Source organism: Akkermansia sp. N21169 (assembly GCF_029854675.1).
In the GTDB taxonomy this organism is placed as follows: Bacteria; Verrucomicrobiota; Verrucomicrobiia; order Verrucomicrobiales; family Akkermansiaceae; genus Akkermansia.
Genome location: NZ_JARWNC010000032.1, coordinates 77,066 through 97,315, shown reverse-complemented (window position 1 = coordinate 97,315; position 20,250 = coordinate 77,066). Strand labels below are relative to the sequence as shown.

Sequence of the window (20,250 nt, the reverse complement as noted above, 5' to 3'; positions counted from 1 at the left end):
ACTCGAACTATTTGAATATTATGAAATTGAAATGCAATAATCTGAGACTGTTTCTCGCCCTGGCTATCGTAACCGGCCTGGTCTACCCTCTGCTTGTTACAGGGTTGGGATTAGCTTTGTTTCCTCGTGAAGCGCGTGGAAGCATGCTGCAGGCAAAAGACGGTCGTTTGGTCGGTTCCGAATTGGTAGCCCAACCTGTCACCGGAGAGAATTATTTCTGGCCGCGTCCATCGGCAGCGGATTATGCGACGCTTCCGTCGGGGGCGAGTAATCTGTCCTGGAGTTCTGCCGAATTGAAAAAGATCGTTGAGGAACGGAGGGAATTTTTGTGGAAATCCCATGGATTTCCGTCGGGGACTCCTGTTCCTTCCGATCTCCTGTTTGCCTCCGGTAGCGGATTGGATCCGCATATTTCCCCGGCGGCAGCCGAATTTCAGGTCGAACGCGTGGCGAAGGCTCGCCGTCTTTCCTCCTGTAAAGTCCGAGAGCTGATACGGCAAAACACGGTTTCCGGCGGTTTTCTGGGAGAGGACGGAGTCAATGTCCTCATGTTGAACCTGGCCTTGGATGCGCTTAACTAACTTTTTTGTATCAATGAGAAAGGCGGCTCTCTTCCAATAGCATGGAAGAACCGCCTTTCCTATGGATTCGGAGAAGGATATTTTAAGTCAAAGCCTGCTGGTACTTGCCCTTGTTACTTCCCTTGATTTCGCCTTCGAGAACGATGACGAAAGGCTTGTCAGTCTTGTAATCCTGTGGAATGGCGATGTAGTAGATGTTTTCATTCCTTTTGTTCTTGCCGCCGGGCAGGATTTCAAGAGGAGTCTTACCATCCAGAAGGTAGGCTTTTTCGGGAGCTCCCTTGCTGCCGGGCAGGACGACCTTCACCCGGTTGTCTATTGGACGGTTGAAGACGGAAAGGTAGGTTTTACCTTCCTTCTGAGTGTAGTAACCCCAGCCTTGGGGCTTTAGGTTAGCATGATGCGCACCGTAAACGGCTTCTCCGTTGACCTTCATCCATGCGCCTATTTCTTTGGCGAGTTTCGTTTCTTCTGGGCGGATATTGCCCTTGGCATCGGGTCCGAAGTTAAGGACGAAGTTGCCGTCCATGGAATTGGCATGCATGATCATGTCGATCAGATCGTAACTGTTTTTGGCGTAGGTGAGCCAAGTGGCATGATAACCCCAGCCGTTTTCGGGAACCGTCATGCAGCAATCCCAGTCCACACCCTTCACTTGGTCGTAAGTTTCCGGGAGGTCGCGTTCCCAGGTTTGGTCATAGTCGTCGATGAGGTCGCCATTAGTGTCGTAGTGGCGTTTGCCGTTTTCGTCGGCGCGGAAACGGCTGCCGATAATCAGTCCCGGTTTGGCCTTGCGCAGGTCTTGGCCGAGTTGGTCGACCCAGGCATATTCACTCTTCCAGGAAGCATCCCAGGAACCATCGAACCACAATCCTTTCGTTTCGGGATATTTTTCCAGCAATTCGAAAAGTTGATTGCGGGTAAACTTCTTGAATTCCTCGTAGGCGGCCTTTTGTTCCGGCGTTTTCGGGGTGCCGGACATGTAACCCTTGTGGTTCCAGTCAATAATGGAGAAGTAGAGATGAACGTCGATACCTTCCTTCGTGTAGGCATCGACCAATTCCTTGACGATATCCTTTTTGTACGGAGAATTGGCAATGGTATAGTCCGTGTATTTACTAGGCCACATGCAGAAACCATCGTGGTGTTTGGTGGTGAAGATCATGTACTTCACTCCCATTTCCTTGGCGAGCTTCGCCCACTTGGCTGCATCGAATTCGGTGGGATTGAATTGTTTGTAAAAATTGTCGTACACGTCGTGGGGAATTTCATTCCAGACGCGGATCCATTCTCCGGCGCCGCCGAAGACTTTCCCGTTCCAGTGACCGCCCGGTACAGCGTAAACCCCCCAGTGGATGAACTGTCCCAAGCCGGAATCGCGCCACTGTTGCATGTCGGCATCGGTGCGCATGCCAGTGCGGTGGGAACCATGCTTGAGTTCCACTCTCTGTTTGGGAGGCGCTGGCTTGGCATAGCCGTCGAAAGGCATCAGAGCCAGTGTAAGAGCAAGAGATAAGAGAATATTTTTCATGTTGATACTGTGTATTTTGGATCATTCGATACATAGTGTTATCAAGACGTGATGTATGGCTTGTACATTATGCTATCGAATTTTCTGTCGTGGGAATAATTGCCGGAAGAATTCCATTTGACAATGAATTTTTACCGGAAAGATTCATTTCGTTTCAAATTGTACGATGGACATCATTTGTAATGATATGACATTGAAAGAAATAACGTGATTCGTGGTCGTTTGTTCCTGTTATTTTCTTTTGAGCTAAGACTGAGATGGTCGTTGACTCTCCTGCGAGGTGTCCGCATGCTTCTGTCTATGATCCGGGCGGTTCTTTTTGATATGGATGGTACGTTGGGCGATACGCTTCCGTTGTGCCTTGAAGCTTTCCGCCGTACGATTCGCGACATAGACGGCAGGGAACTGGGAGATGAAGAAATCTCTTGTTACTTCGGACCGTCCGACCGCGGAGTGATCAATCGTCTTTTGCCGGATAGTGAGGAAAAGAGGGAAAGAGCCTACGAGTTGTTTTTACGCTATTATAAGGAATTGCATCCTGAAATGGCTCCTGCTCCTTTTCCCGGAGTTATAGAGGTGCTCGAAATGCTGGAAGAAAGAGGAATTTGCCTGGGAGTTGTCACTGGCAAAGAACCGGAGACGGCAAAAATCACATTGGAACAATTCGGCCTCACAAGATTCTTTGGCAGCTTTATCGGAACAGGCTCTCCGGAGAAGGTAGTCAAGGCAAATAGAATTAATCATTTGTGTGAAATTTTTAATATTCGCGCCTCGGAAGATGTCGTGTATGTCGGCGATGTTCCTGCCGATGTGAAATCGTCCCGGATTGCCGGAGTTGTTCCAGTTTCTGCGGCTTGGGCTTCGACGGCTGACGTTCCTGCCCTTCGTGCGGCCGTTCCCGCATACCTGTTTGTTTCTATAAGTCAGCTTAGGCTATATTTGGACAGGAAGACGCGTCCCTGCATATGGAATCCCAAACCTTGGAAGTCTTTTTGGGGATACACCCTGATTTTGCTGGTTATGTTTTTCCTGGCCTTGGGATTCATGTCGGAGATACTTTATCCGTTTTCCAGCAAGGAAATTTTGCTGATCCTCATGCTTGTGACCTATTTTTTGATTGGCTTGGGACTGTTCAAAACGATGCTGGGTCACCGTTGAACGAATTGACAGGGAAACGTAAAGCGGAAACCTTATAGAAGGTGGAACTTCTATAACTTAAATCCCCTGCGGAAGCGAATTCCGCAGGGGATAGTATCGAAAGAGTTACTTAAAATAGATTAGGCATTCCGATCGCAATCTTCCTGTTCCGGTTTGGGAAGAGCGATTTTGCCGCTGCGGGTCAGCAACTGGATGTCGTAGTCCTTCATCAACGTCAGGAACCGGTCGATTTTGAATTCGTCGCCTGTGACTTCAATAGTGAGCGTATCTTTGGTGACGTCCACGATCTGGGCGTGGAACAGACGGCTGAGTTCGACAACTTCATGCCTCGTCTGCGCCGTAACACCGACGCGAAGAAGAACGATTTCGCGATACACGTTGTCGGTATTTCTGAAGTCGATGACTTCGACCGTGTTGACTAGCTTTTCCAGGTGCTTGATGATTTGATTCAGGACATCTTCCCGTTCGCGGACGACAATTGTCATGCGCGAGAATCGGGGATCCTGACTCGGGGCCACGTTCAATGAATGAATATTGTAGCCTCGTCCACTGAAAAGTCCGGCAATGCGGGCAAGCACGCCGAATTTATTTTCAACAAGTACTGATATGGTGTGACGGGTCATAATGTATCGCTTTGTTAAGCGGCACATACTGTGCATGAATCGGGGGTAAGCGTCAAGCCCGTTGAAATCCGGCAAAACCGGAAGATGCGTTAGTAAGAGGTCCCGTAACATTTTGACGAATTTGTTTTTTGTTTACTCTTGGCTTTTATTCAGGAAGATTTATAGTGCGACAACGATGAAAAAGACGCTTCTTTCTTTAGGTTTGTGTGCGGCAATGGCGTATGCCTCCGCATGGGCCGCCAAGGTGGATGTCGAACAGGTTTATACCTTTGAAAAGGATTATCCCGTGAAAGCCGTTGCTGCCGTACCCTCCGATGTCCCCGTTAAAAATGTTATCTTCATGATCGGCGACGGCATGGGGATGCACCATGTGTTTACGGCGTGGGCTGCTAACAAGGGAAAGTTGAATCTGGAGCATTGCACGGTAACCGGTCTTGCGAAAACCTGGTGTACGGACAAACTGATAACGGATTCCGCAGCTTCCGGTACGGCTCTGGCTTCCGGCTGCAAGACAACGTATGGTACTATTAGCATGACCCCCGATGGCAAGAAACTTGATTCCCTTGTTGACGATGCCGCCGGTATGGGTAAATCGACCGGCGTAGTCGTGACATGCGATTTAACGGATGCAACTCCGGCTGCTTTTTGTGCGAATGCTCCGAATCGTTCCCAAGCTTGGGATATTGCCGCCTGTTTTCCGACCAGTAAGGCAGATTTTATTTTCGGTGGTGGCTCGGCCAAGTTCGAAGGGCGTCCCGACGGACGTGATTTGTTCGCCGAAATGAAGAAAGCCGGCTATACTATAGCCAGGAATTGGGAAGAGACGGATGCTGTTAAAGAAGGCCGGGTATTTGCAGTAGTGGATAAGGGTAATTTGGCCAAGCCGTCCGAGCGTGGCGACGTGTTGGAAAAGGCGGTGATGAAGGCTATTGACATATTGGCAGGCAATAAAAAGGGATTTTTCCTAATGGTCGAAGGTTCCAAGATCGATAAAGAAGCCCATGCCAACAATCTTCCTGTTATGCTGGATGAATTGTACGATTTTGATCGTACCGTCGGCAAGGTGCTTTCCTGGGCATCGCAACACCCCGGTACGCTCGTCGTCATTACTGCGGATCACAATACGGGCGGCCTGACACTGATTGGCGGCGATAAGGAAAAGGGTGAAGTGAAATGCAAATTCTCGACCGGCAATCACAATGAAGTAGCTGTTCCCGTTTATGCCTATGGAGCTGGTAGCGGTGTTTTCACAGGAGTGTATGAAAATACCGAAATCTGCAACAGAATTCGCGAAGCGCTCAAGGATGGCAGTAAGTGAGAAAGTGAATTGCTTCGATCGCTCGAAGTTCCTCTAATGAGGCTTCGGGCGATTGATTTAATGATTAATTCAGGGCCGGATGATGAAGAAGCGCTTGTCTATCGGCGGAGTGGCTTCGGCGTTACTTGTCGGTTCTTTGTGTTTTTGGCTGGGGCTTGGCGAATATGGAGAAGGCAATGCCGAGCGCGTGAGGAAGTATTGGAATGATTCCCGCCAGCCCTATCCGGAATGGTGTCTACTCAGTGGGGTTACAGATTCAGCGAATACATACAATACGCATGCCGGGTTGTCGGAAGATGAATTTAATCAACTGATAGAACGGCAGCGATGTTTGGATTCCGAGCTGGAGCGATTGGTTCGGAAGGATGAGCTCATTCCTTGGAAAGTGGGAGAAACACCGGATTTAAATCGGTTGCCTCTGGAAGGAATGTCCCGTGCGGAAATCCGGCAACTGGCTGCACAGAATAATGCCGATGCTTGCCTAATGATGGCCAAATCCTTTTTGGAATACAAAAAAGATGGAGCCGTCGAGCTGACGTGGGGGGAGTATCATGAGGTGGAATACTGGCTAAAGCGGGCGATTGATTTGAAACGCCGGGGTGCCTTGTTCTTGCTTCATTATCTCCGGGAATTGAGACAGTCCGCGGTGGATTATGTGATATGGGACAGCTTGTGGCCTGGTCATCATCCTCTTCCCAGTTTAATAAACGGTTATGGAGATTTTGACGCAGCGATCCAGTCCGGGGATGCTATGGCGTATATGGTCTTGCAGGATATGTGCGTGAAGACAGATTCTCCTGCGCTGGGAGAATATGTGATTGAAGAATTGAAAAAGAAAGCCGATGCGGGCGATACCCATGCAGCAGGGCAATTAGTGAAGTTGCTTTTTGACACATGGATCAGATTTGAGCCTCGGTTTGGCTATATCTCTTCATTGAGCCTTGATTCCTGGATTATTCAGGAGATGAAGGAGAGTCTGTCTTGGCTCAAAGTTTTGCCTGAATTGGACTTTATGCCGATCAGAACCAATCAGAAGATTTACGAGCAATTCTTTTTCCGCTACGGAATGGTTTCGGAGGAATCTTCCGAAACTTGGAAGACATGCCGGATCTGTTCCGATTATGCCTACAGGGCTGCTTGTCAGGGGAATTTATCGGCTATGTTCGTGTGGTTAAGGTTTGGCATGTCATGTGTCAAGCATTTTTCGCGGGAAGAGTGGGAGAACATGATTATCTTCCACCGGACTTTGTCGGAAGCCGGTTATTTGCCGTATTGGAAACATTGCGAGGTGGATTGGAAATTCGAAATATCTACTTGTTTCGAGAATGAAATTCTGCGTTCCTGGTTTTCCCGAGAGTCTATGGATCAGTTAAGAGATCTTTATGGGAAGGCAATTCTGAAACGTGACGAAGCCTACCAGTTGAGAGAGCAGATCAAAACATCCGGCATGGATGATGTGCGTGACATTTGTGCCCGGCTTAATGACATGTGTCGGGAAGGAATGGATGCAGAGGCTATGGCGTATTGCCGGCATGTGATGGAACTGGCTTCTCCTCCTGTCAGAGATGCCATGGCGGCTTGGGGAGAAAAATGTTATCGGCAGGGCAATTTGACGATGACTTATGCGTTTGCCGGAATTTATGAACAAGGAATCGGCGTCCCCGTCGACTTGGGGAAGGCGTGGCGCAACCTGATGAGCCTGGTAGCTCCTTCGGTTCCATATTGCCTGTGGATGATGAAATATGATGATGGATGGCCCTGGAATGATCACATCAAGAGGAAATTGTCTTTTCCCAACTGTGTCAAATTAGATGCCATTTCCATGGTGTTGCGGCATCCGGAGTTTCCGGGACGGGACGAAAGTGAGGCCTATCGGCTTGCTATGTCTATGGACAATCCCGATTTTCACGGAGTTCCCATGGAAGGTCCCGTCTGTTATGTTTTGGGCATAGTCCATGAACGAGGGATTGGAACGCAGGTGGACAAGGAAAAAGCGCTTCGTTATTATAAGGCCTGTTCCAATGGCTCGTGGCCGCACCAGGGGTGCCGGGAACGTTTTGATGCGTTGACGGAACAAATATAACACCTGTCCCGGCGGATTATTCCGGGACAGGTGTTTTGATGTGACATGTTCACCGAAGCATGGCTTAGACGATGTTGTAGTACTGTTCCCAGCCCTTGCGGGGAGGGGCTCCGGCGAGAAGCTTATTGGCTTCTTCATCGTTTGTGATCTGCTTGGTGGCGCGGTCCAGAATGATCTTTCGGTTCAGGCGCTGGGCAAGGACGCCCAGGCAGAATACCTGGCTGAGCGGCCCGGCAACAGAGAACGGGGAACGCGTCTTTTCCTTGCCCATGCAGGCCAGGAGGAAGTTGGCGAAGTGGTTGGATGTGCTCTTCGGTACTTCGGGCAGGCGGGACTGCATTTCCCTGGCCTTGTCGGGCGGGATGATGGAGAGTGTGCTACCGTGGGAACCTCCCTTGAAGGTGAGCTCCTTCGAATAAATTTCCTTGCCGGGATTCAGCTTGGCTGGTTGGAGTTTGCCGCCGGCGACGGTGGGTATGTTGGGATCGACTTCGGAGACCCCATAGCCTTCCGGCACAGCGGGGATGTTATCGACACCATCGTACCAGGTAATATCCACGGGAGGCATGCCGCTGCGTTCCGGAAAGCGGAACAGGATGGTGGAGGACATTGGGAAGAAGAAAGGATTATGATCCTTTAACATCAACGGGTTGACTTCATAGGGAAGCCCCAGTTCAAGGAATTCGTGGGCGGTGTCGAGAATGTGAGCGCCCCAGTCGCCGAGGGCTCCCATGCCGAAGTCGTACCAGCAACGCCATTGGCCGAGGTGGTAATCGTGGTTGTAGTCATGGTGGGCGACGGCACTCAGCCATGTGTCCCAGTCAAGCGTCTTGGGGACAGGTTCGCCCAGGGGCATGTGCGTGATTTTTGGATCCCAGCCGTGCCAGCGGCGGGCGGAGTTCATGTGGGCCGTGATAGCGGTAACGTCCTTGATGATGCCAGCTTCCTTCCAGGCTTTGAACTGGAAGTAGTTGCCTTCCGAATGGCCCTGGTTGCCCATTTGGGTGACGACGCCGAATTTATCGGCTCCCTTCATCATGAGTTCGATTTCCTGGAATGTACGGGCCATGGGCTTTTCCACATAGACATGTTTGCCGCGGGCCATGGCTTCCATGGTAATGGGGAAGTGGCTATGATCCGGAACACCGATGCAGACGGCATCGATCTTGTCCGACATTTTGTCGAACATTTTGCGGAAATCCTGAAAACGAGGTGCGTCAGGGAACTTGGACATCAGCTTGCGCGTATGGGGCGCGCCCATGTCGACATCGCACAGGGCGACGATGTTGCAGAGGCCGGTGGAGTTCATGGCAAGGCCTATTTCTCCACCCCGGTTGCCAATGCCGATGAGGGCAAGGTTGACTTTATCGTTCGGGCTGATGATACGTCCACCCGGTGTGGCGGCGTAGGACTTCGGAATCCAGAAGGTTGGTACGGAGGCTGCTGCCGAGATGGCGAGAGCCTGTTTCAGAAACAAACGTCGAGAAGAGTTATTAGAGATCATGGTAAAGAACCATATAGGATGATTTGCCCTCCTTCTGCAAATAGAAAAATGCCGTTAATACACACAAAATGTGTTTTTTGAGATCAAAGCATTTTTTTTGAAAGAAATCGGGATTTAGTGCGTATATACTTAATTGATGGTCTGATGTTTTTGCACTCCTGAACCGACAGATCAGATTTTGATGAATGTCTTTTTCGCATAGAGAAAGTACAGGATCCCCCAAATGAGCGCATAGTTGCAGAGCTGGAAAACAAAGTTGGAGGCATTGCCGAAGCAGGAGCTGAACCCCGCAAATAGAGCCCGGGACAAATTACCCTCCGGGGGGCAAACACATGTCCACATGTAGACAAAAATGGCGTTGCACCCGATAACCTTCAAGGGAAAGAAGAGCCAGTTTTGTTTCAGAATATCGGCAATGATGTAGAAAACTGCCAGAAGAAGGAAACACCATCCTGCCGCCCATAGAACCATGGAGCTGGTGAACAGATGCTTAATGATAGGAAGCTGCAGACTCCAGGCATAGCCGAGTCCCAGGGATAATGCTCCTGCCGTCGCAAGCATTGCCACCTTTTGGGCATGCCCCGTTCCATGTTTGAGAATGTCTCCCGCCCATACTCCCAAAAGAGTCAATGCGCCAAAAGAAAGCTGAGGCAGGATCCAGGCATAGTTGGTGCCGTCCTGGAAGCGTCCCTCCAGAGTCTTGTCGATATAGAGGGCAAGGTTGTTGTCGGGCTCCAGAGTTCCGGCAGGGTTTCCGCCATATGGAATGAATTGCAGAACCAAGGCATAGACGGCAAGCAGAACCAAGGCGATCCAGGGACGCCAGGAACGGGGCAGGTGAAGCATGCAGATGGCAGCAATCAGATATCCGCCGGCAATGGCTTGAAGGGTGTTGCAGAACAGGTGGATACGATCCGGTTGAAAGGAGAGCAGGTTGCCCTGCGCTACCATGCCGAGGAGGAAAAGGAGTACGACTCTTTTCAGAATCTTCAGATAGATTTTCCACTTCGGAGATTGTCCCATAGCCTTGCCGATGGAAAACGGCATGGCCGATCCGACGATGAAAATGAACAGAGGCATGACGAGATCCCACGCGGAAAATCCGATCCACGGAACATGGCGTGTATGATAGGCAAGCCATTCCGGTACGGGATTCCAGGCAAGGCGGGAAACTGCCAGAAAGATGGAAAGGCCTCCGGTGAGGAAGAACATGTCGAATCCGCGCAAGGCATCTATGGCTGCGATACGCTGGGAAGGAGAGGCTGGGGGAGGTGCGTTCATGGGAGTTGGAGGGAAAGGTGGAAAGCCGCCATGTCATGAATTCGACATGGTAGCCGGAATGGATCGGAGTAGCATACACCGGCATGGCAGCAGAAAGAGACACGCATCCCTCGTTCTCCGGCGAAGGAGAGATTGAGCGGTTTGTTCGCGATGAATTGAACCGTTGGGGGCTGGTGAACTGGTCGTTCCGCTGGGATCGTGCCCGGAGAAGACTGGGATCCTGCCGATACAAGGACCAGCTTATTACTCTTTCCAGGCACTTCGTCAAACTCAATTCCGATAATTCCGGACAAATTATCGACACGGTTTTCCATGAAATCTCTCATGCCCTGGCGTGGGTTCATTCCCGTGAACAGGGGCATGGCAGGCAGTGGAGGGAATGGTGCCTGCGTGTTGGAGCCGTTCCTCGAGCCAAAGCCATGCCAGGAGAAATCCAGGAGGGATCGTACCGGTATATTCTCCGGATCAAGACAACGGGAGAATTCGTTGCCGGATACTATAGGAAGCCTGCCTGTCACCGGTATCTGAGTCGTGTTATGATTCGCAACAGGCCTGAAACCAAAGGATTGCTGGAACTGGTGGAAGTCGACAGGGGGGAGTGAGCTTTTTCAAAAACAAATGGTGTCGGAATTTGCATTTTAAGCTTGCAAAAACTTGACTGCCTGATTCCGTGCGTTTATCCTCCCCGCGCAATGGCAAAAGTACCCGTAATCAACCTTCGCAAGGGCCACGCCGTCAATTATAACAATGACGTTTGTGTTGTCACCAACATGGAGCACAAGTGCCCGCCTCGCATGGCATCCTATGTGCAGATGACCATCCGCAGTATTTCTTCCAAGAAAGTGTACAATCTCCGCATGACTTCCAACGAATCTCTGGAAGGCGTGAATTTGGCTCGTGAAGAATACGAATTTAGCTACGTAGACGGTATGGGCTACCATTTCATGGAACCCGAAACCTTCGAAGATGTAACCGTTACGGAAGACATTGTCGAGCCCGTCAAGGACTACCTGATGGAAGGCCAGATCTATATTCTCCTGTTTACGGACGGTACGGCTTGTTCAATTGAGCTGCCGGCTGCGATCACCATGACGGTGGAAGAAGCTCCCGAAGGTGTTAAAGGCGATTCTGCAAACAACGTGTACAAGTCGGCTAAAATGACTACGGGACTCGTTGTCCAGGTTCCTCTGTTCATTAAGCCCGGCGAACGTATTTCCGTTAAAACGGAAGACGGCACCTATCTTGGTCGTGTTAACGGATAATTCCGGCGCGCCTTCTCTGAAATTATTTTGAACAACTGCGGCGTACCTGTTTCTTGAAGCAGGGCGTCGCAGTTTTTTGTGGCGGGACTTGCCGGATACTCCAAGCTTCTCCGTTTTCCGTGGATAAAAAAAGCGGGTCTCCGACATGAAAGTCGGAAACCCGCCATGGGAAAAAGCCGGAATGCTTAGGCCTGGGGGGCGTCGACTTTGACGACGCGCAGGGGAACGCGGCAGATGATGTCGCCATCAAGAGCGATGTCGACGGAATAATCACCGGGTTTTTCAAAGCGCAATCCTTGGAAGTTCATGATCAGGTTGCGGGTGAAGAAGGAAGCTCCTTCGGGAAGGGCCACCGTCAAATCGCCTGTGATAGGCATGCGTTCCGGATCAAGAGCTTTGCCGTCTTCATCTACGACAGAAATACCGAGCTTGTGGTCGCCGGCATCTTCGGGCGTCATGCAGATGCGGAGAGCCAGGGAGCACATCGGATGGATCACGGGAGTGTTCTGGGCAAAAAGCGTATCGAATGCACCTTGGAAGCAAAGTTTGCCTTGGTAGTCGGCGGCATAGTCACAAAGGACGGCAGTTTGGATATTCATGATAGATTGGGATAATTAGAGTCAATAGGAATGCAGGCTTCTTTTCTTGGAAACCGGCAAACGAACGGTTTTATCTATTAGGATTTTCCCTTCAAAATTGCAAGACTGAATTTGTAGGGAAGTCTCAAGATTCGGCCTCTCTCATGGCAGCTTTGACGTAGGCGGCTATTTTGGATTCATCTTTGTCGGCTGCCCAGACGACTCTCAGAAAATCCGCCGGGTGGATATTGCCGTGTTCACGCAGGAAATTACGGTCTCCTCCGCAACAGAACATGACGTCCGGATCCAGAGTGCCGCGCAGCTTGGCTTCTGCCTTCTTGATAATGCGTGGAAGGTAGGCAATGTCCTGGAGCTGGTCTCCGAAGGTGGGGAGCTGATTGACCGTAACCGGTTCTGATAGATCCGGCTGCCCCTTCTGGATCGTCAGGAAGTAATCGCGCCGGACTGCGGCAACAAGAAGGGCCGTGGATGGAGTGGGCACTCCTTCCTGGGCGTAGTCCTCAACAAAGTCGAACATTTCCCTCGGCTTGTAGCCGATGGTGGCTAGAAAAGCTTTTTCGCGTTCCGTAAAAAAGGTTTCGATGTTGTGTTGCCCCTCTTGGAAGCGGGCGACGGATTCACGAAACAGGGCTTCAAATCGATCATTCCATAACATAGTGGTAACGGGGAATATTAGATTTCCAGGCAACTGTCCATTTCGGTTGCTTTACCTGGTTGGACACGAAGTCTTCTGGTTTCGTTCAACAGAACAGCCTTTACCTGTTCTTTCTCTTTTTGAAGCTTAGAACGGCTAGCTGCTTGGCGAGATTTGCTTCGTAGCGGGCTTGTTCTTCACGGGACATGGTTTCACGTTCTTTCAAGGCTTCCTTGGCGGCGGCGATGGCTTTTTCTACGCTATGCTCGTCGATTTGGGCATCCTCCAAGGCCAAGTCGGTGACGACGGTAATACGGTCGTTGACGACTTGGAGAAAGCCGTTGCCGACTACGAGGAATTCCTCTTGTTCCGTTCCGGCGGGCTTGCAGCGCAGTTCTCCGGGGGAAATGATCGTGATCAGGGGCTCGTGTCCCGGAAGAATGCCCAGTTCTCCTTGTGCGCCCGGGACGTAAACGTATTCGGTGTCCAGGGAACGGGCAACGCCTAGCGGCGTAACAATTTCAAGGCTGATTGGCATGAGGATGGCAGGTGGATGTCGTTAGGACTGTTCCTTTTTGGCGATAACGGAGTCGATATTACCCTTCATGAAAAAGTCTCCTTCGGGAATATTGTCCCATTTGCCGGCAAGAATTTCACTGAATCCCCGGATGGTTTCGGACAAGGGGACGTATTCGCCCGGAATGCCGGAAAAGACTTCTGCGACATGGACGGGCTGGGAGAGGAATTTCTGGATTTTACGGGCGCGGCCAACAACCAGCTTGTCTTCTTCAGAGAGTTCGTCCATGCCGAGGATGGCGATCATATCCTGAAGATCTTTGTAGCGCTGGAGGATCTGCTGTACGCCGCGCGCCACGCGATAGTGCTCTTCTCCGACGATTTCCGGAGAAAGAGCGGCAGAGGTGGATGCTAACGGTTCAACGGCAGGGAACAGGCCTTGTGCCGCCAGGCTGCGTTCCAGTACGACGGTGGCATCCAGGTGGGCGAATGTGGTAGCTGGCGCCGGGTCCGTCAAGTCGTCTGCAGGCACGTAAACGGCCTGCATGGAGGTGATGGAGCCTTTTTGGGTCGAGGTGATACGTTCCTGCAGGTTGGCCATTTCCTCGGCCAGATTGGGTTGGTAGCCCACGGCGGAGGGAGTACGTCCCAGCAGGGCGGATACTTCGGAGCCGGCCTGCGAGAAGCGGAAGATGTTATCAATGAAAAGGAGCACGTCCTTGCCTTCTTCGTCGCGGAAATATTCCGCCATAGACAGAGCGGACAGTGCAACACGGAGACGGGCGCCCGGGGGTTCGTTCATCTGACCGTAAACGAGGGCTACTTTAGATTGCTCCGGATCCTCGATGTTGATGACGCCGGATTCAATCATTTCGTTGTACAAGTCGTTTCCTTCGCGCGTACGTTCGCCGACGCCGGCAAAGATGGAGAGGCCGCTTCGCGCCTTGGCGATGTTGTTGATCAATTCCATGATCAATACCGTCTTGCCGACACCGGCTCCGCCGAATGTGCCGACCTTGCCGCCTTTCAGGAAAGGGCAGATCAGATCGATGACCTTGATCCCGGTTTCGAGCACTTCGGTACTGTTGGCTTGTTCTGCCAGGGAGGGAGCGGGACGGTGGATGGAGTACTTTTTGTCGTATTTGACAGGGCCCCGTTCGTCCACGGCGTTGCCGAGGACATTGAAGATGCGGCCCAGTGTTCCTTCTCCGACGGGTACTTGGATGGGAGCTCCCGTGTCGCGTACGGGCATGCTCCGGCGCAAACCGTCCGTGGAGCTCATCGCGATGGTGCGTACCCAGCCGTCGCCGATGTGCTGCTGGACTTCCAGGACGAGTGTTTTGGGTTTTCCGTCAACGACGAGGTCGACTTCCAACGCATTCAGAAGGGAGGGAATCGACGGAGCCTGGGAAAAGTCCACGTCAACCACGGCGCCGATGATCTGGACGATGATGCCTGTATTCATAATGAGACGGTGAGGATGGGGGTGAAAATTGGTAACTTGAAATGAGTGTTTGAAAGGATCAGAAATGCCGGAGATCTGTTATTCCATGGCTTTCATGGCGGTGGTGATTTCCAGAAGTTCGTTGGTGATCTGGTCTTGGCGGGCTTTGTTGTATTCCAGCGTCAGGTCATCAATGATACCATGGGCGTTTTCCGTAGCGGCCTTCATGGAAACCATACGGGCGGATTGTTCGGATGCCCGTGCCTCCAGTACGATCTGGACAAGGATATAGAAGAGGTAGAGGGGGAGAAGAGTTTTCAGGACTTCGTGGGGGGAGGGCTCCAGCTTGTAGGGCTGCTCGTCTTGATCGCGCAAGGCATGTCCGCCTTCCTGGACGAGTGCCTTGAGGGCTTCCGTATCAATCGGGAAGAGCTGGCGAATGACCGGCTTCTGCACCATGGTGTTGACGAAAGACGGGAATGCAACCAGAACACGTCCGTATTCCCCGTGCAGGAATTGCTGCATGAGGTAGTCGAAGACGGGGCGGAGTTCTAACAGTTGCAGTGGCTCGCTCAGACTCCAGGTTGCGTCGATGATGGCACCGACGCGGGCGAATGTGGCATTCAATTTGCGGCCCAGAGTGACAAAATGGGCCTGGGGAGATACCTGGGAGCGGACTTCTTTGAAGAGGTTCACGTTTAATCCGCCGCAGAGACCGCGATCCGTATTGACGACGAGTACCAGTTCTACATCGGAATGGTTGTCGCGCAGGAGGGGGTTGGATTGCTCCGCGATTTCGTCCCGAAGGTGGTAGAGCGCTTCGGCGAGGGCGCCTATATAGGATCTTCCCTTGAGAGCATGGTCTTGGGCGAGCCGCATCTTGGCGGATGCTACCATTTGCATCGCACGTGTAATTTGCGATGTATTCTTGACGGATTTGATTCTCCGCCGGATGTCTCTTGAATTTCCCATAATGGCTTAATTTGGTACGGTTCCTGCCTGGATCAGGACCAGATGGCCTTGAAACTTTCGATTGCCTGTTTGAGCTTGGAGTCGATGTCCTCCGTGAGTTCCTTGACGCGGTTGATTTCTTCAAGCAGATCTTCGTGCTTGTCCTGAAGATCCGTTTCCAGAGCGATCTGGAATTCTTTGATCCGGTTGACGGGAACGTCGTCCATGTAACCCTTCTGCATGGCGTAAAGGACGCCGGCTTCCAGACCAAGGGACATGGGTTCGTACTGTTTCTGTTTGAAAACTTCTACGATGCGGCTGCCTCGTTCCAGTTTGGCTTTTGTGGAGGGATCCAGATCTGAGCCGAACTGGGCAAAAGCCTGGAGTTCCGTGTACTGGGCGAGGTCCAGTTTCAGCGAACCTGCCAGTTTTTTGATGATCTTGGTCTGGGCGGCGGATCCGACGCGGGAGACGGAAATACCGACATTAATGGCCGGCCGCACCCCTTGGTAGAATAAATCCGTTTCGAGGAAAATCTGGCCGTCCGTGATAGAAATGACGTTGGTCGGGATGTAGGCGGATACGTCGCCTGCCTGGGTTTCAATAATGGGTAGAGCTGTCAGGGAGCCTCCTCCATGGGCGGAATTCAGGCGGGCTGCACGTTCCAGAAGGCGGCTGTGCAGATAGAACACGTCGCCGGGGTAGGCTTCGCGTCCGGATGGACGACGCAGGATGAGGGATACTTGACGATAGGCTACGGCATGCTTGGAAAGGTCGTCATAGACGATCAGGGCGTCTTCTCCCTGGTCCATGAAATATTCGCCCATGGCACAGCCGGCATAGGGAGCCAGGTACTGCATGGCGGCAGGATCCGAAGCGGAGGCGACGACGATGATGGAATAGGGCATGGTGCCCGTTTCTTCAAGCTTGGTGATGAGGCGTTTGACTTTGGATCTCTTCTGGCCGATGGCAACGTAGATATTGTAGAGGGGACGATGACCGGGCAGAAGTCCTGCTTCGGCTTTGCGGTTTTGTTCTCCCTGGGCAATCATCGTGTCCAAGGCAATGGCTGTTTTACCGGTGGAACGGTCGCCAATGATCAATTCACGCTGGCCTCGGCCAATCGGAATCATGGCATCCACAGGCAGAATCCCCGTCTGGACGGGTACGGAAACGGGTTCACGAGAGATGATGCCCGAGGCAATTTTTTCTACGGGATACCAGGCTTCGGCTGCAATTGGGCCTTTGCCGTCCAACGGTTCTCCGAGGGTGCTGACGACGCGTCCGAGCAGGGCGCGACCAACGGGCACGGAAAGGAGTTTCCCGGTGGTTTTGACTTCATCCCCTTCCTTCAATCCGGAATCGTCGCCGATGATGATGGCCCCGACTTCGTTTTCTTCCAGATTCATGGCCATGCCTTTAACTCCGCCGGGGAAATCGATCATTTCACTTAGCATGACGTTGCTCAGGCCTTCGATTTTTGCAACGCCGTCACCAACCGTCCGGATGACACCTACGTTTTCCTGGTTGATTGCTGTGCTGGCCTTGGTGATTTCAGCTTCCAGTTCTTGAAGAATGCTGTTCATGGAATTGTATTGGAGGAAAATTGGTTAGGGGGGAGGGAAATCAGAAATGAAGGGATTCGACGGATTGGCGGAGTTTGTCGATGCGCGTTTTCAAAGTACCGTCCAGTACGTTGTCGCCTATTTGAAGATGAATGCCGCCGATTAATTCGGGGAGGATACTCCAGCCATAGTCCAGGCCCGGTCCGTATTTTTGTTCCAGCCCGGATGCGATGTCGGATTTTTCCGCATCTGTCAGAGGGACGGCGCTTTGTACGGTGACAGTTTTTTTGGCGAGTTCGAGACGGACGAGATTAGCGAATGCCGAGAGAAGGGGCAGGTAGTTTCTCGGCTTTCGTTCGGCCAGAGTCCGGGTGATTGTCCGGACGCGAGCATGATCAAGAAAGCCGTTTACCATACATAGCTTCAGGAGCCTGCGTGCCTTGGTCTGGGTGTCCTTCGAAATTTTCATGATGAAGTTTCGCCTGAATGAAATAGAGGGAAAAGGGGAGATGGTGTCAGGATTTGATCTCCTGGATCAATTCCTGGTTAATGCGCCTGTGGTCTTCGTCTGTCAGCACCTTGCCGGAAACCTGGGCTGTGGCGAGCGCTACCATGCGGACAAAGTCTTTTTTGAGTTCTTCCCGTGCCTGTTTGGTCTCGATGGCAACGGCTTCTTCCGAACGGGCGATCATGTCGCGTGCCATACGGGCTGCCTCTTCTTCCTTGGATTGGAGTAGTTTGGAAGCTGCTTCCTTGGCCTTGACGACCTGTTCCTGGCCTTCCTGACCGGCTTTGACGAGTATCTCCTTGGCTTCCTTCTGGACAGAGGCCAGTTTACGTTCGCTTTCGGCACGCATGTATTCGGCTTCGGCGATGCGGTCTTTTCGCTTCTGGAGCATTTCCCGGATCGGCTTGAAGGCAAAAATGCGCAGGATGATGATCATCAGGATGAAGGCAATCAGGTTGGAGACAAGAGGCTCCCAACTCGTTACACCGAATGAAGCGAACGGGTTCCAGGACTGACTGCCGGCATCGGCGAGAATAGTAACGATCATAATTGAAGAAAAAGAATACGGGGTCAATCGTCCGGTCAGCATTGTATTCCTGACCGGACGATACCGAATCCGCTTAGTTAACGAAAATGGAGATCAGGGCAACCCCTTCAATAAGAGCCGCCAGAGTAATGGAAATAACCATGACGGAAGAGAAGGAGGAAGGGTTGCGTCCGGTTGCTTCCGCAGCCTTGGCGCCGATGATGCCGATACCGATGCCGGCACCGATGGTGGAAAGGCCGAAGCCGATGTTGTGAATATTGCCTGCTACTTCGGCAAGCATGGGAACGTATTCAATCATTTTATTTGGTCTCTATTTATTGGTTGTTGTCGAATCACCCTCACAGTTTGCCCATGATCCGGTGATGGAAAATGACGGTCCTTTGCTGTCAGGATCCTCCTTCTTTCAGTGGTGCATCGGAGGAATGATCCGGAACCGAGTCACCTACCTGCAGTTTCAGGAAAATAGCTGTCAGCAAGACGAAAACGAGCGCTTGGATGAACCCGATGAGTATTTCCATGGCCATGAACGGAAGGACGCAAAGGGTGCTGGCGATGGGGCCCCCTATTTCGGACATATGCTCAATGATGGTTTCTCCCGCGAAGATATTGCCGAACAAACGGGCGGCCAGGGCAATCGGGCGGATCATGATACTGAGGCATTCTACCAAGCCGACAAAGAGGAAAATCGGGACGAGGAGGAATCCCATAATGCCCTTGACTCCTCCCTTGGGACCGAAAATGTGAAGCAGGAAGTGTTTGATCCCCTGTTCCCGGATGCTCCAGATGAACCATAGGACGGCGAAAAACAGCCCCAGCATGAGCGTGGTGTTCATGTCTGCGTTTGCCCCACGAAATGCGGGAACGACGACTCCGGCATCATTGACTGTCGTAACGATACCTACCCCGGGAATTAACCCCATGTAGTTGCTGCACAGGATCAGGATGAAAATAGTCCCGAAATACCAGAAGTATTTCTGAGTCAGATAGGGGCCCAGGATTCCCTGGACGAAGTTATAAAGAGCCTCGTAGATGGCTTCAATGACGTTTTGGATTCCGTGGGGGATTAATTCCATCTTCCGCGTTCCAAGCCATACAATCAGGCTGATTACACAGACTGCCAGAAACAGCATGACTGTCGAGTTGGAAAAGGGCAGTTCAATTCCCCCCGGAAGAGGTAGGGAAAACAGGTGCGGAGCATCCAGAGTCATGGCTCCGCTCGCTTCGGCCGAACCGGCTATGGTCAGAACTACTGCGGAAAACAGCCATGTGCGTAGGGATGCTAACATTTTAATTATGTGTTCAATAATTTCAACTCGCCCCATCCTTTCCTCATCTCTATCCTGAGGAAAACCACTCGGGCTGGCAAGCAGGAAAGTGGGATTTTACGGCATCGCAACCAGGATGGCGGCTCCTATTCCTAGGGATTCCGACCGGTTTCCCTGATATAGGAATGGAAGGGATATGTGTGTTCTTCCGGGAAGGCGCGTTCGGCGTAATCCTGCCATGCGCGGTCTTCCTGCCAGTTGTCGCCTCGTTTTTCCGGAGGGATGATAGAGAGGTGTCCGCAATGGATCCATGCATCAAGGACAAGAGCATCTTTCAGTCCTTTGCCCTTGGCATTGACGTATACGCAGCTATGCGAGCTGCCTTTGCCTTTGTCGCGCACGGTGAGACCCAGAGTGAAATAGTCGAGGCGGCGTCTGCGAAGTTCCCGGAACAAATCCTGCTGGTAGTGATAGCAGAGGCCACGGTCCAGGATGTGGCTGTTGACCATGATGTTATTGATCCACCCGAAAAACATGGCGTTATTGCTGCGGGCGATATTGGCGGACTGAATGTATGCCGTGTCGGCGAGCCAGTAGGCTTCTTCTTTGGCGGCTGTTTTTTGGGCTTGGCCCGGAGGCAGAAGTTTCAGAAAGTCCTGTTGCAGCTCGCTGATTTTGGCGGTGACGTAAGGGCTGGTGTCGTATGCCTTCGGCGGAGCCTGGCAGCACGATGTGATATTCCACACACAGAAAAGAGCCAGGATGGTAATGAACAGACGGTAAGGCATAAGATCGGAAGGGAAACTACCATTTCCATATGAAAATTCCAAAGGGAGAAAGATGAATTTGTGTCCTGATCTGTCCCGATGCTTGCTTGAAG

21 protein-coding genes are annotated in these 20,250 nt (G+C 51.7%); 6 read left to right on the top strand and 15 right to left on the bottom strand.

Going from position 1 to position 20,250, the window contains the following annotated elements; all coding sequences use genetic code 11:
- The first annotated feature begins 20 nt into the window (after positions 1 to 20).
- Positions 21 to 581, top strand: a complete 561-nt coding sequence (gene kdpC / locus QET40_RS03885; RefSeq protein ID WP_280125870.1) for a potassium-transporting ATPase subunit KdpC — start codon at positions 21 to 23, stop codon at positions 579 to 581.
- 82 nt (positions 582 to 663) lie between these two features.
- On the opposite strand, the gene QET40_RS03880 is transcribed toward kdpC, so the two are convergent.
- Positions 664 to 2,112, bottom strand: coding sequence for an alpha-L-fucosidase (locus QET40_RS03880; protein ID WP_280125869.1), 1,449 nt, complete (start codon positions 2,110 to 2,112; stop codon positions 664 to 666).
- Between the two features lie 288 nt (positions 2,113 to 2,400).
- Between QET40_RS03880 and QET40_RS03875 the strand changes: the two genes are divergently transcribed.
- Positions 2,401 to 3,270 carry an HAD family hydrolase gene (locus QET40_RS03875; protein WP_280125868.1) on the top strand — a complete coding sequence of 290 codons (870 nt, stop codon included), beginning with the start codon at positions 2,401 to 2,403 and terminating at the stop codon, positions 3,268 to 3,270.
- 119 nt (positions 3,271 to 3,389) lie between these two features.
- On the opposite strand, the gene ilvN is transcribed toward QET40_RS03875, so the two are convergent.
- The gene (gene ilvN / locus QET40_RS03870) at positions 3,390 to 3,893 is read right to left on the bottom strand and encodes an acetolactate synthase small subunit (RefSeq protein ID WP_280125867.1); all 504 of its coding nucleotides are present in this window, start codon (positions 3,891 to 3,893) and stop codon (positions 3,390 to 3,392) included.
- 175 nt (positions 3,894 to 4,068) lie between these two features.
- Between ilvN and QET40_RS03865 the strand changes: the two genes are divergently transcribed.
- Both QET40_RS03865 and QET40_RS03860 read left to right on the top strand, forming a co-directional pair.
- Complete coding sequence (locus QET40_RS03865; protein WP_280125866.1) at positions 4,069 to 5,211, top strand: alkaline phosphatase; 1,143 nt, start codon at positions 4,069 to 4,071, stop codon at positions 5,209 to 5,211.
- A 79-nt stretch (positions 5,212 to 5,290) separates the two neighbouring features.
- Positions 5,291 to 7,294 (top strand): SEL1-like repeat protein, encoded by a 2,004-nt coding sequence (locus QET40_RS03860; protein ID WP_280125865.1) that lies wholly within the window; start codon positions 5,291 to 5,293, stop codon positions 7,292 to 7,294.
- A gap of 64 nt (positions 7,295 to 7,358) precedes the next feature.
- Here the strand turns inward: QET40_RS03860 and QET40_RS03855 are convergent, their stop codons facing one another.
- Both QET40_RS03855 and QET40_RS03850 read right to left on the bottom strand, forming a co-directional pair.
- Positions 7,359 to 8,798, bottom strand: coding sequence for a Gfo/Idh/MocA family oxidoreductase (locus QET40_RS03855; protein ID WP_280125864.1), 1,440 nt, complete (start codon positions 8,796 to 8,798; stop codon positions 7,359 to 7,361).
- A 171-nt stretch (positions 8,799 to 8,969) separates the two neighbouring features.
- Positions 8,970 to 10,079 (bottom strand): DUF5009 domain-containing protein, encoded by a 1,110-nt coding sequence (locus QET40_RS03850; RefSeq protein WP_280125863.1) that lies wholly within the window; start codon positions 10,077 to 10,079, stop codon positions 8,970 to 8,972.
- An 83-nt stretch (positions 10,080 to 10,162) separates the two neighbouring features.
- On the opposite strand from QET40_RS03850, the gene QET40_RS03845 reads away from it, so the two are divergent.
- Together QET40_RS03845 and QET40_RS03840 are read left to right on the top strand one after the other, a co-directional pair.
- Positions 10,163 to 10,681 (top strand): SprT-like domain-containing protein, encoded by a 519-nt coding sequence (locus QET40_RS03845; protein ID WP_280125862.1) that lies wholly within the window; start codon positions 10,163 to 10,165, stop codon positions 10,679 to 10,681.
- A 90-nt stretch (positions 10,682 to 10,771) separates the two neighbouring features.
- The gene (locus QET40_RS03840; protein WP_280125861.1) at positions 10,772 to 11,341 is read left to right on the top strand and encodes an elongation factor P; all 570 of its coding nucleotides are present in this window, start codon (positions 10,772 to 10,774) and stop codon (positions 11,339 to 11,341) included.
- 185 nt (positions 11,342 to 11,526) lie between these two features.
- Here the strand turns inward: QET40_RS03840 and QET40_RS03835 are convergent, their stop codons facing one another.
- From QET40_RS03835 to QET40_RS03785, 11 genes are all read right to left on the bottom strand, one after another.
- Positions 11,527 to 11,940, bottom strand: a complete 414-nt coding sequence (locus QET40_RS03835) for a hypothetical protein (RefSeq protein ID WP_280125860.1) — start codon at positions 11,938 to 11,940, stop codon at positions 11,527 to 11,529.
- A 124-nt stretch (positions 11,941 to 12,064) separates the two neighbouring features.
- Entirely contained in the window at positions 12,065 to 12,595 is a 531-nt protein-coding gene (locus QET40_RS03830; protein WP_280125859.1) for a hypothetical protein, read from the bottom strand.
- Positions 12,596 to 12,695: 100 nt separating this feature from the next.
- The gene (gene atpC, locus QET40_RS03825) at positions 12,696 to 13,112 is read right to left on the bottom strand and encodes an ATP synthase F1 subunit epsilon (RefSeq protein WP_280125858.1); all 417 of its coding nucleotides are present in this window, start codon (positions 13,110 to 13,112) and stop codon (positions 12,696 to 12,698) included.
- 21 nt (positions 13,113 to 13,133) lie between these two features.
- Positions 13,134 to 14,555, bottom strand: a complete 1,422-nt coding sequence (atpD, locus tag QET40_RS03820; RefSeq protein WP_280125857.1) for a F0F1 ATP synthase subunit beta — start codon at positions 14,553 to 14,555, stop codon at positions 13,134 to 13,136.
- 78 nt (positions 14,556 to 14,633) lie between these two features.
- Positions 14,634 to 15,506, bottom strand: a complete 873-nt coding sequence (gene atpG / locus QET40_RS03815; RefSeq protein ID WP_280125856.1) for an ATP synthase F1 subunit gamma — start codon at positions 15,504 to 15,506, stop codon at positions 14,634 to 14,636.
- A gap of 32 nt (positions 15,507 to 15,538) precedes the next feature.
- Entirely contained in the window at positions 15,539 to 17,071 is a 1,533-nt protein-coding gene (atpA, locus tag QET40_RS03810; protein ID WP_280125855.1) for a F0F1 ATP synthase subunit alpha, read from the bottom strand.
- 40 nt (positions 17,072 to 17,111) lie between these two features.
- Positions 17,112 to 17,519 (bottom strand): F0F1 ATP synthase subunit delta, encoded by a 408-nt coding sequence (locus tag QET40_RS03805; RefSeq protein WP_280125854.1) that lies wholly within the window; start codon positions 17,517 to 17,519, stop codon positions 17,112 to 17,114.
- Between the two features lie 46 nt (positions 17,520 to 17,565).
- On the bottom strand, positions 17,566 to 18,105 hold the full coding sequence (locus QET40_RS03800) for an ATP synthase F0 subunit B (protein ID WP_280125853.1): 540 nt from the start codon (positions 18,103 to 18,105) through the stop codon (positions 17,566 to 17,568).
- Between the two features lie 73 nt (positions 18,106 to 18,178).
- Positions 18,179 to 18,403 (bottom strand): ATPase, encoded by a 225-nt coding sequence (locus tag QET40_RS03795; RefSeq protein ID WP_280125852.1) that lies wholly within the window; start codon positions 18,401 to 18,403, stop codon positions 18,179 to 18,181.
- A gap of 88 nt (positions 18,404 to 18,491) precedes the next feature.
- The gene (atpB, locus tag QET40_RS03790) at positions 18,492 to 19,391 is read right to left on the bottom strand and encodes a F0F1 ATP synthase subunit A (RefSeq protein ID WP_280125851.1); all 900 of its coding nucleotides are present in this window, start codon (positions 19,389 to 19,391) and stop codon (positions 18,492 to 18,494) included.
- 131 nt (positions 19,392 to 19,522) lie between these two features.
- Positions 19,523 to 20,158 carry a hypothetical protein gene (locus QET40_RS03785; RefSeq protein ID WP_280125850.1) on the bottom strand — a complete coding sequence of 212 codons (636 nt, stop codon included), beginning with the start codon at positions 20,156 to 20,158 and terminating at the stop codon, positions 19,523 to 19,525.
- Between the last annotated feature and the right edge of the window lie 92 nt (positions 20,159 to 20,250).

Bases quoted from the DNA above. Each gene is read 5' to 3' on its own strand.
- QET40_RS03860 (WP_280125865.1), top strand. From the start codon at position 5,291: ATGATGAAGAAGCGCTTGTCTATCGGCGGAGTGGCTTCGGCGTTACTT.
- QET40_RS03840 (WP_280125861.1), top strand. From the start codon at position 10,772: ATGGCAAAAGTACCCGTAATCAACCTTCGCAAGGGCCACGCCGTCAAT.
- QET40_RS03805 (WP_280125854.1), bottom strand. From the start codon at position 17,519: ATGAAAATTTCGAAGGACACCCAGACCAAGGCACGCAGGCTCCTGAAG.
- atpB (WP_280125851.1), bottom strand. From the start codon at position 19,391: ATGTTAGCATCCCTACGCACATGGCTGTTTTCCGCAGTAGTTCTGACC.
- atpA (WP_280125855.1), bottom strand. From the start codon at position 17,071: ATGAACAGCATTCTTCAAGAACTGGAAGCTGAAATCACCAAGGCCAGC.
- atpC (WP_280125858.1), bottom strand. From the start codon at position 13,112: ATGCCAATCAGCCTTGAAATTGTTACGCCGCTAGGCGTTGCCCGTTCC.
- QET40_RS03855 (WP_280125864.1), bottom strand. From the start codon at position 8,798: ATGATCTCTAATAACTCTTCTCGACGTTTGTTTCTGAAACAGGCTCTC.
- QET40_RS03785 (WP_280125850.1), bottom strand. From the start codon at position 20,158: ATGCCTTACCGTCTGTTCATTACCATCCTGGCTCTTTTCTGTGTGTGG.
- QET40_RS03800 (WP_280125853.1), bottom strand. From the start codon at position 18,105: ATGATCGTTACTATTCTCGCCGATGCCGGCAGTCAGTCCTGGAACCCG.
- kdpC (WP_280125870.1), top strand. From the start codon at position 21: ATGAAATTGAAATGCAATAATCTGAGACTGTTTCTCGCCCTGGCTATC.
- QET40_RS03880 (WP_280125869.1), bottom strand. From the start codon at position 2,112: ATGAAAAATATTCTCTTATCTCTTGCTCTTACACTGGCTCTGATGCCT.
- QET40_RS03835 (WP_280125860.1), bottom strand. From the start codon at position 11,940: ATGAATATCCAAACTGCCGTCCTTTGTGACTATGCCGCCGACTACCAA.
- atpG (WP_280125856.1), bottom strand. From the start codon at position 15,506: ATGGGAAATTCAAGAGACATCCGGCGGAGAATCAAATCCGTCAAGAAT.
- atpD (WP_280125857.1), bottom strand. From the start codon at position 14,555: ATGAATACAGGCATCATCGTCCAGATCATCGGCGCCGTGGTTGACGTG.
- QET40_RS03830 (WP_280125859.1), bottom strand. From the start codon at position 12,595: ATGTTATGGAATGATCGATTTGAAGCCCTGTTTCGTGAATCCGTCGCC.
- QET40_RS03845 (WP_280125862.1), top strand. From the start codon at position 10,163: ATGGCAGCAGAAAGAGACACGCATCCCTCGTTCTCCGGCGAAGGAGAG.
- QET40_RS03850 (WP_280125863.1), bottom strand. From the start codon at position 10,079: ATGAACGCACCTCCCCCAGCCTCTCCTTCCCAGCGTATCGCAGCCATA.
- QET40_RS03865 (WP_280125866.1), top strand. From the start codon at position 4,069: ATGAAAAAGACGCTTCTTTCTTTAGGTTTGTGTGCGGCAATGGCGTAT.
- ilvN (WP_280125867.1), bottom strand. From the start codon at position 3,893: ATGACCCGTCACACCATATCAGTACTTGTTGAAAATAAATTCGGCGTG.
- QET40_RS03875 (WP_280125868.1), top strand. From the start codon at position 2,401: ATGCTTCTGTCTATGATCCGGGCGGTTCTTTTTGATATGGATGGTACG.
- QET40_RS03795 (WP_280125852.1), bottom strand. From the start codon at position 18,403: ATGATTGAATACGTTCCCATGCTTGCCGAAGTAGCAGGCAATATTCAC.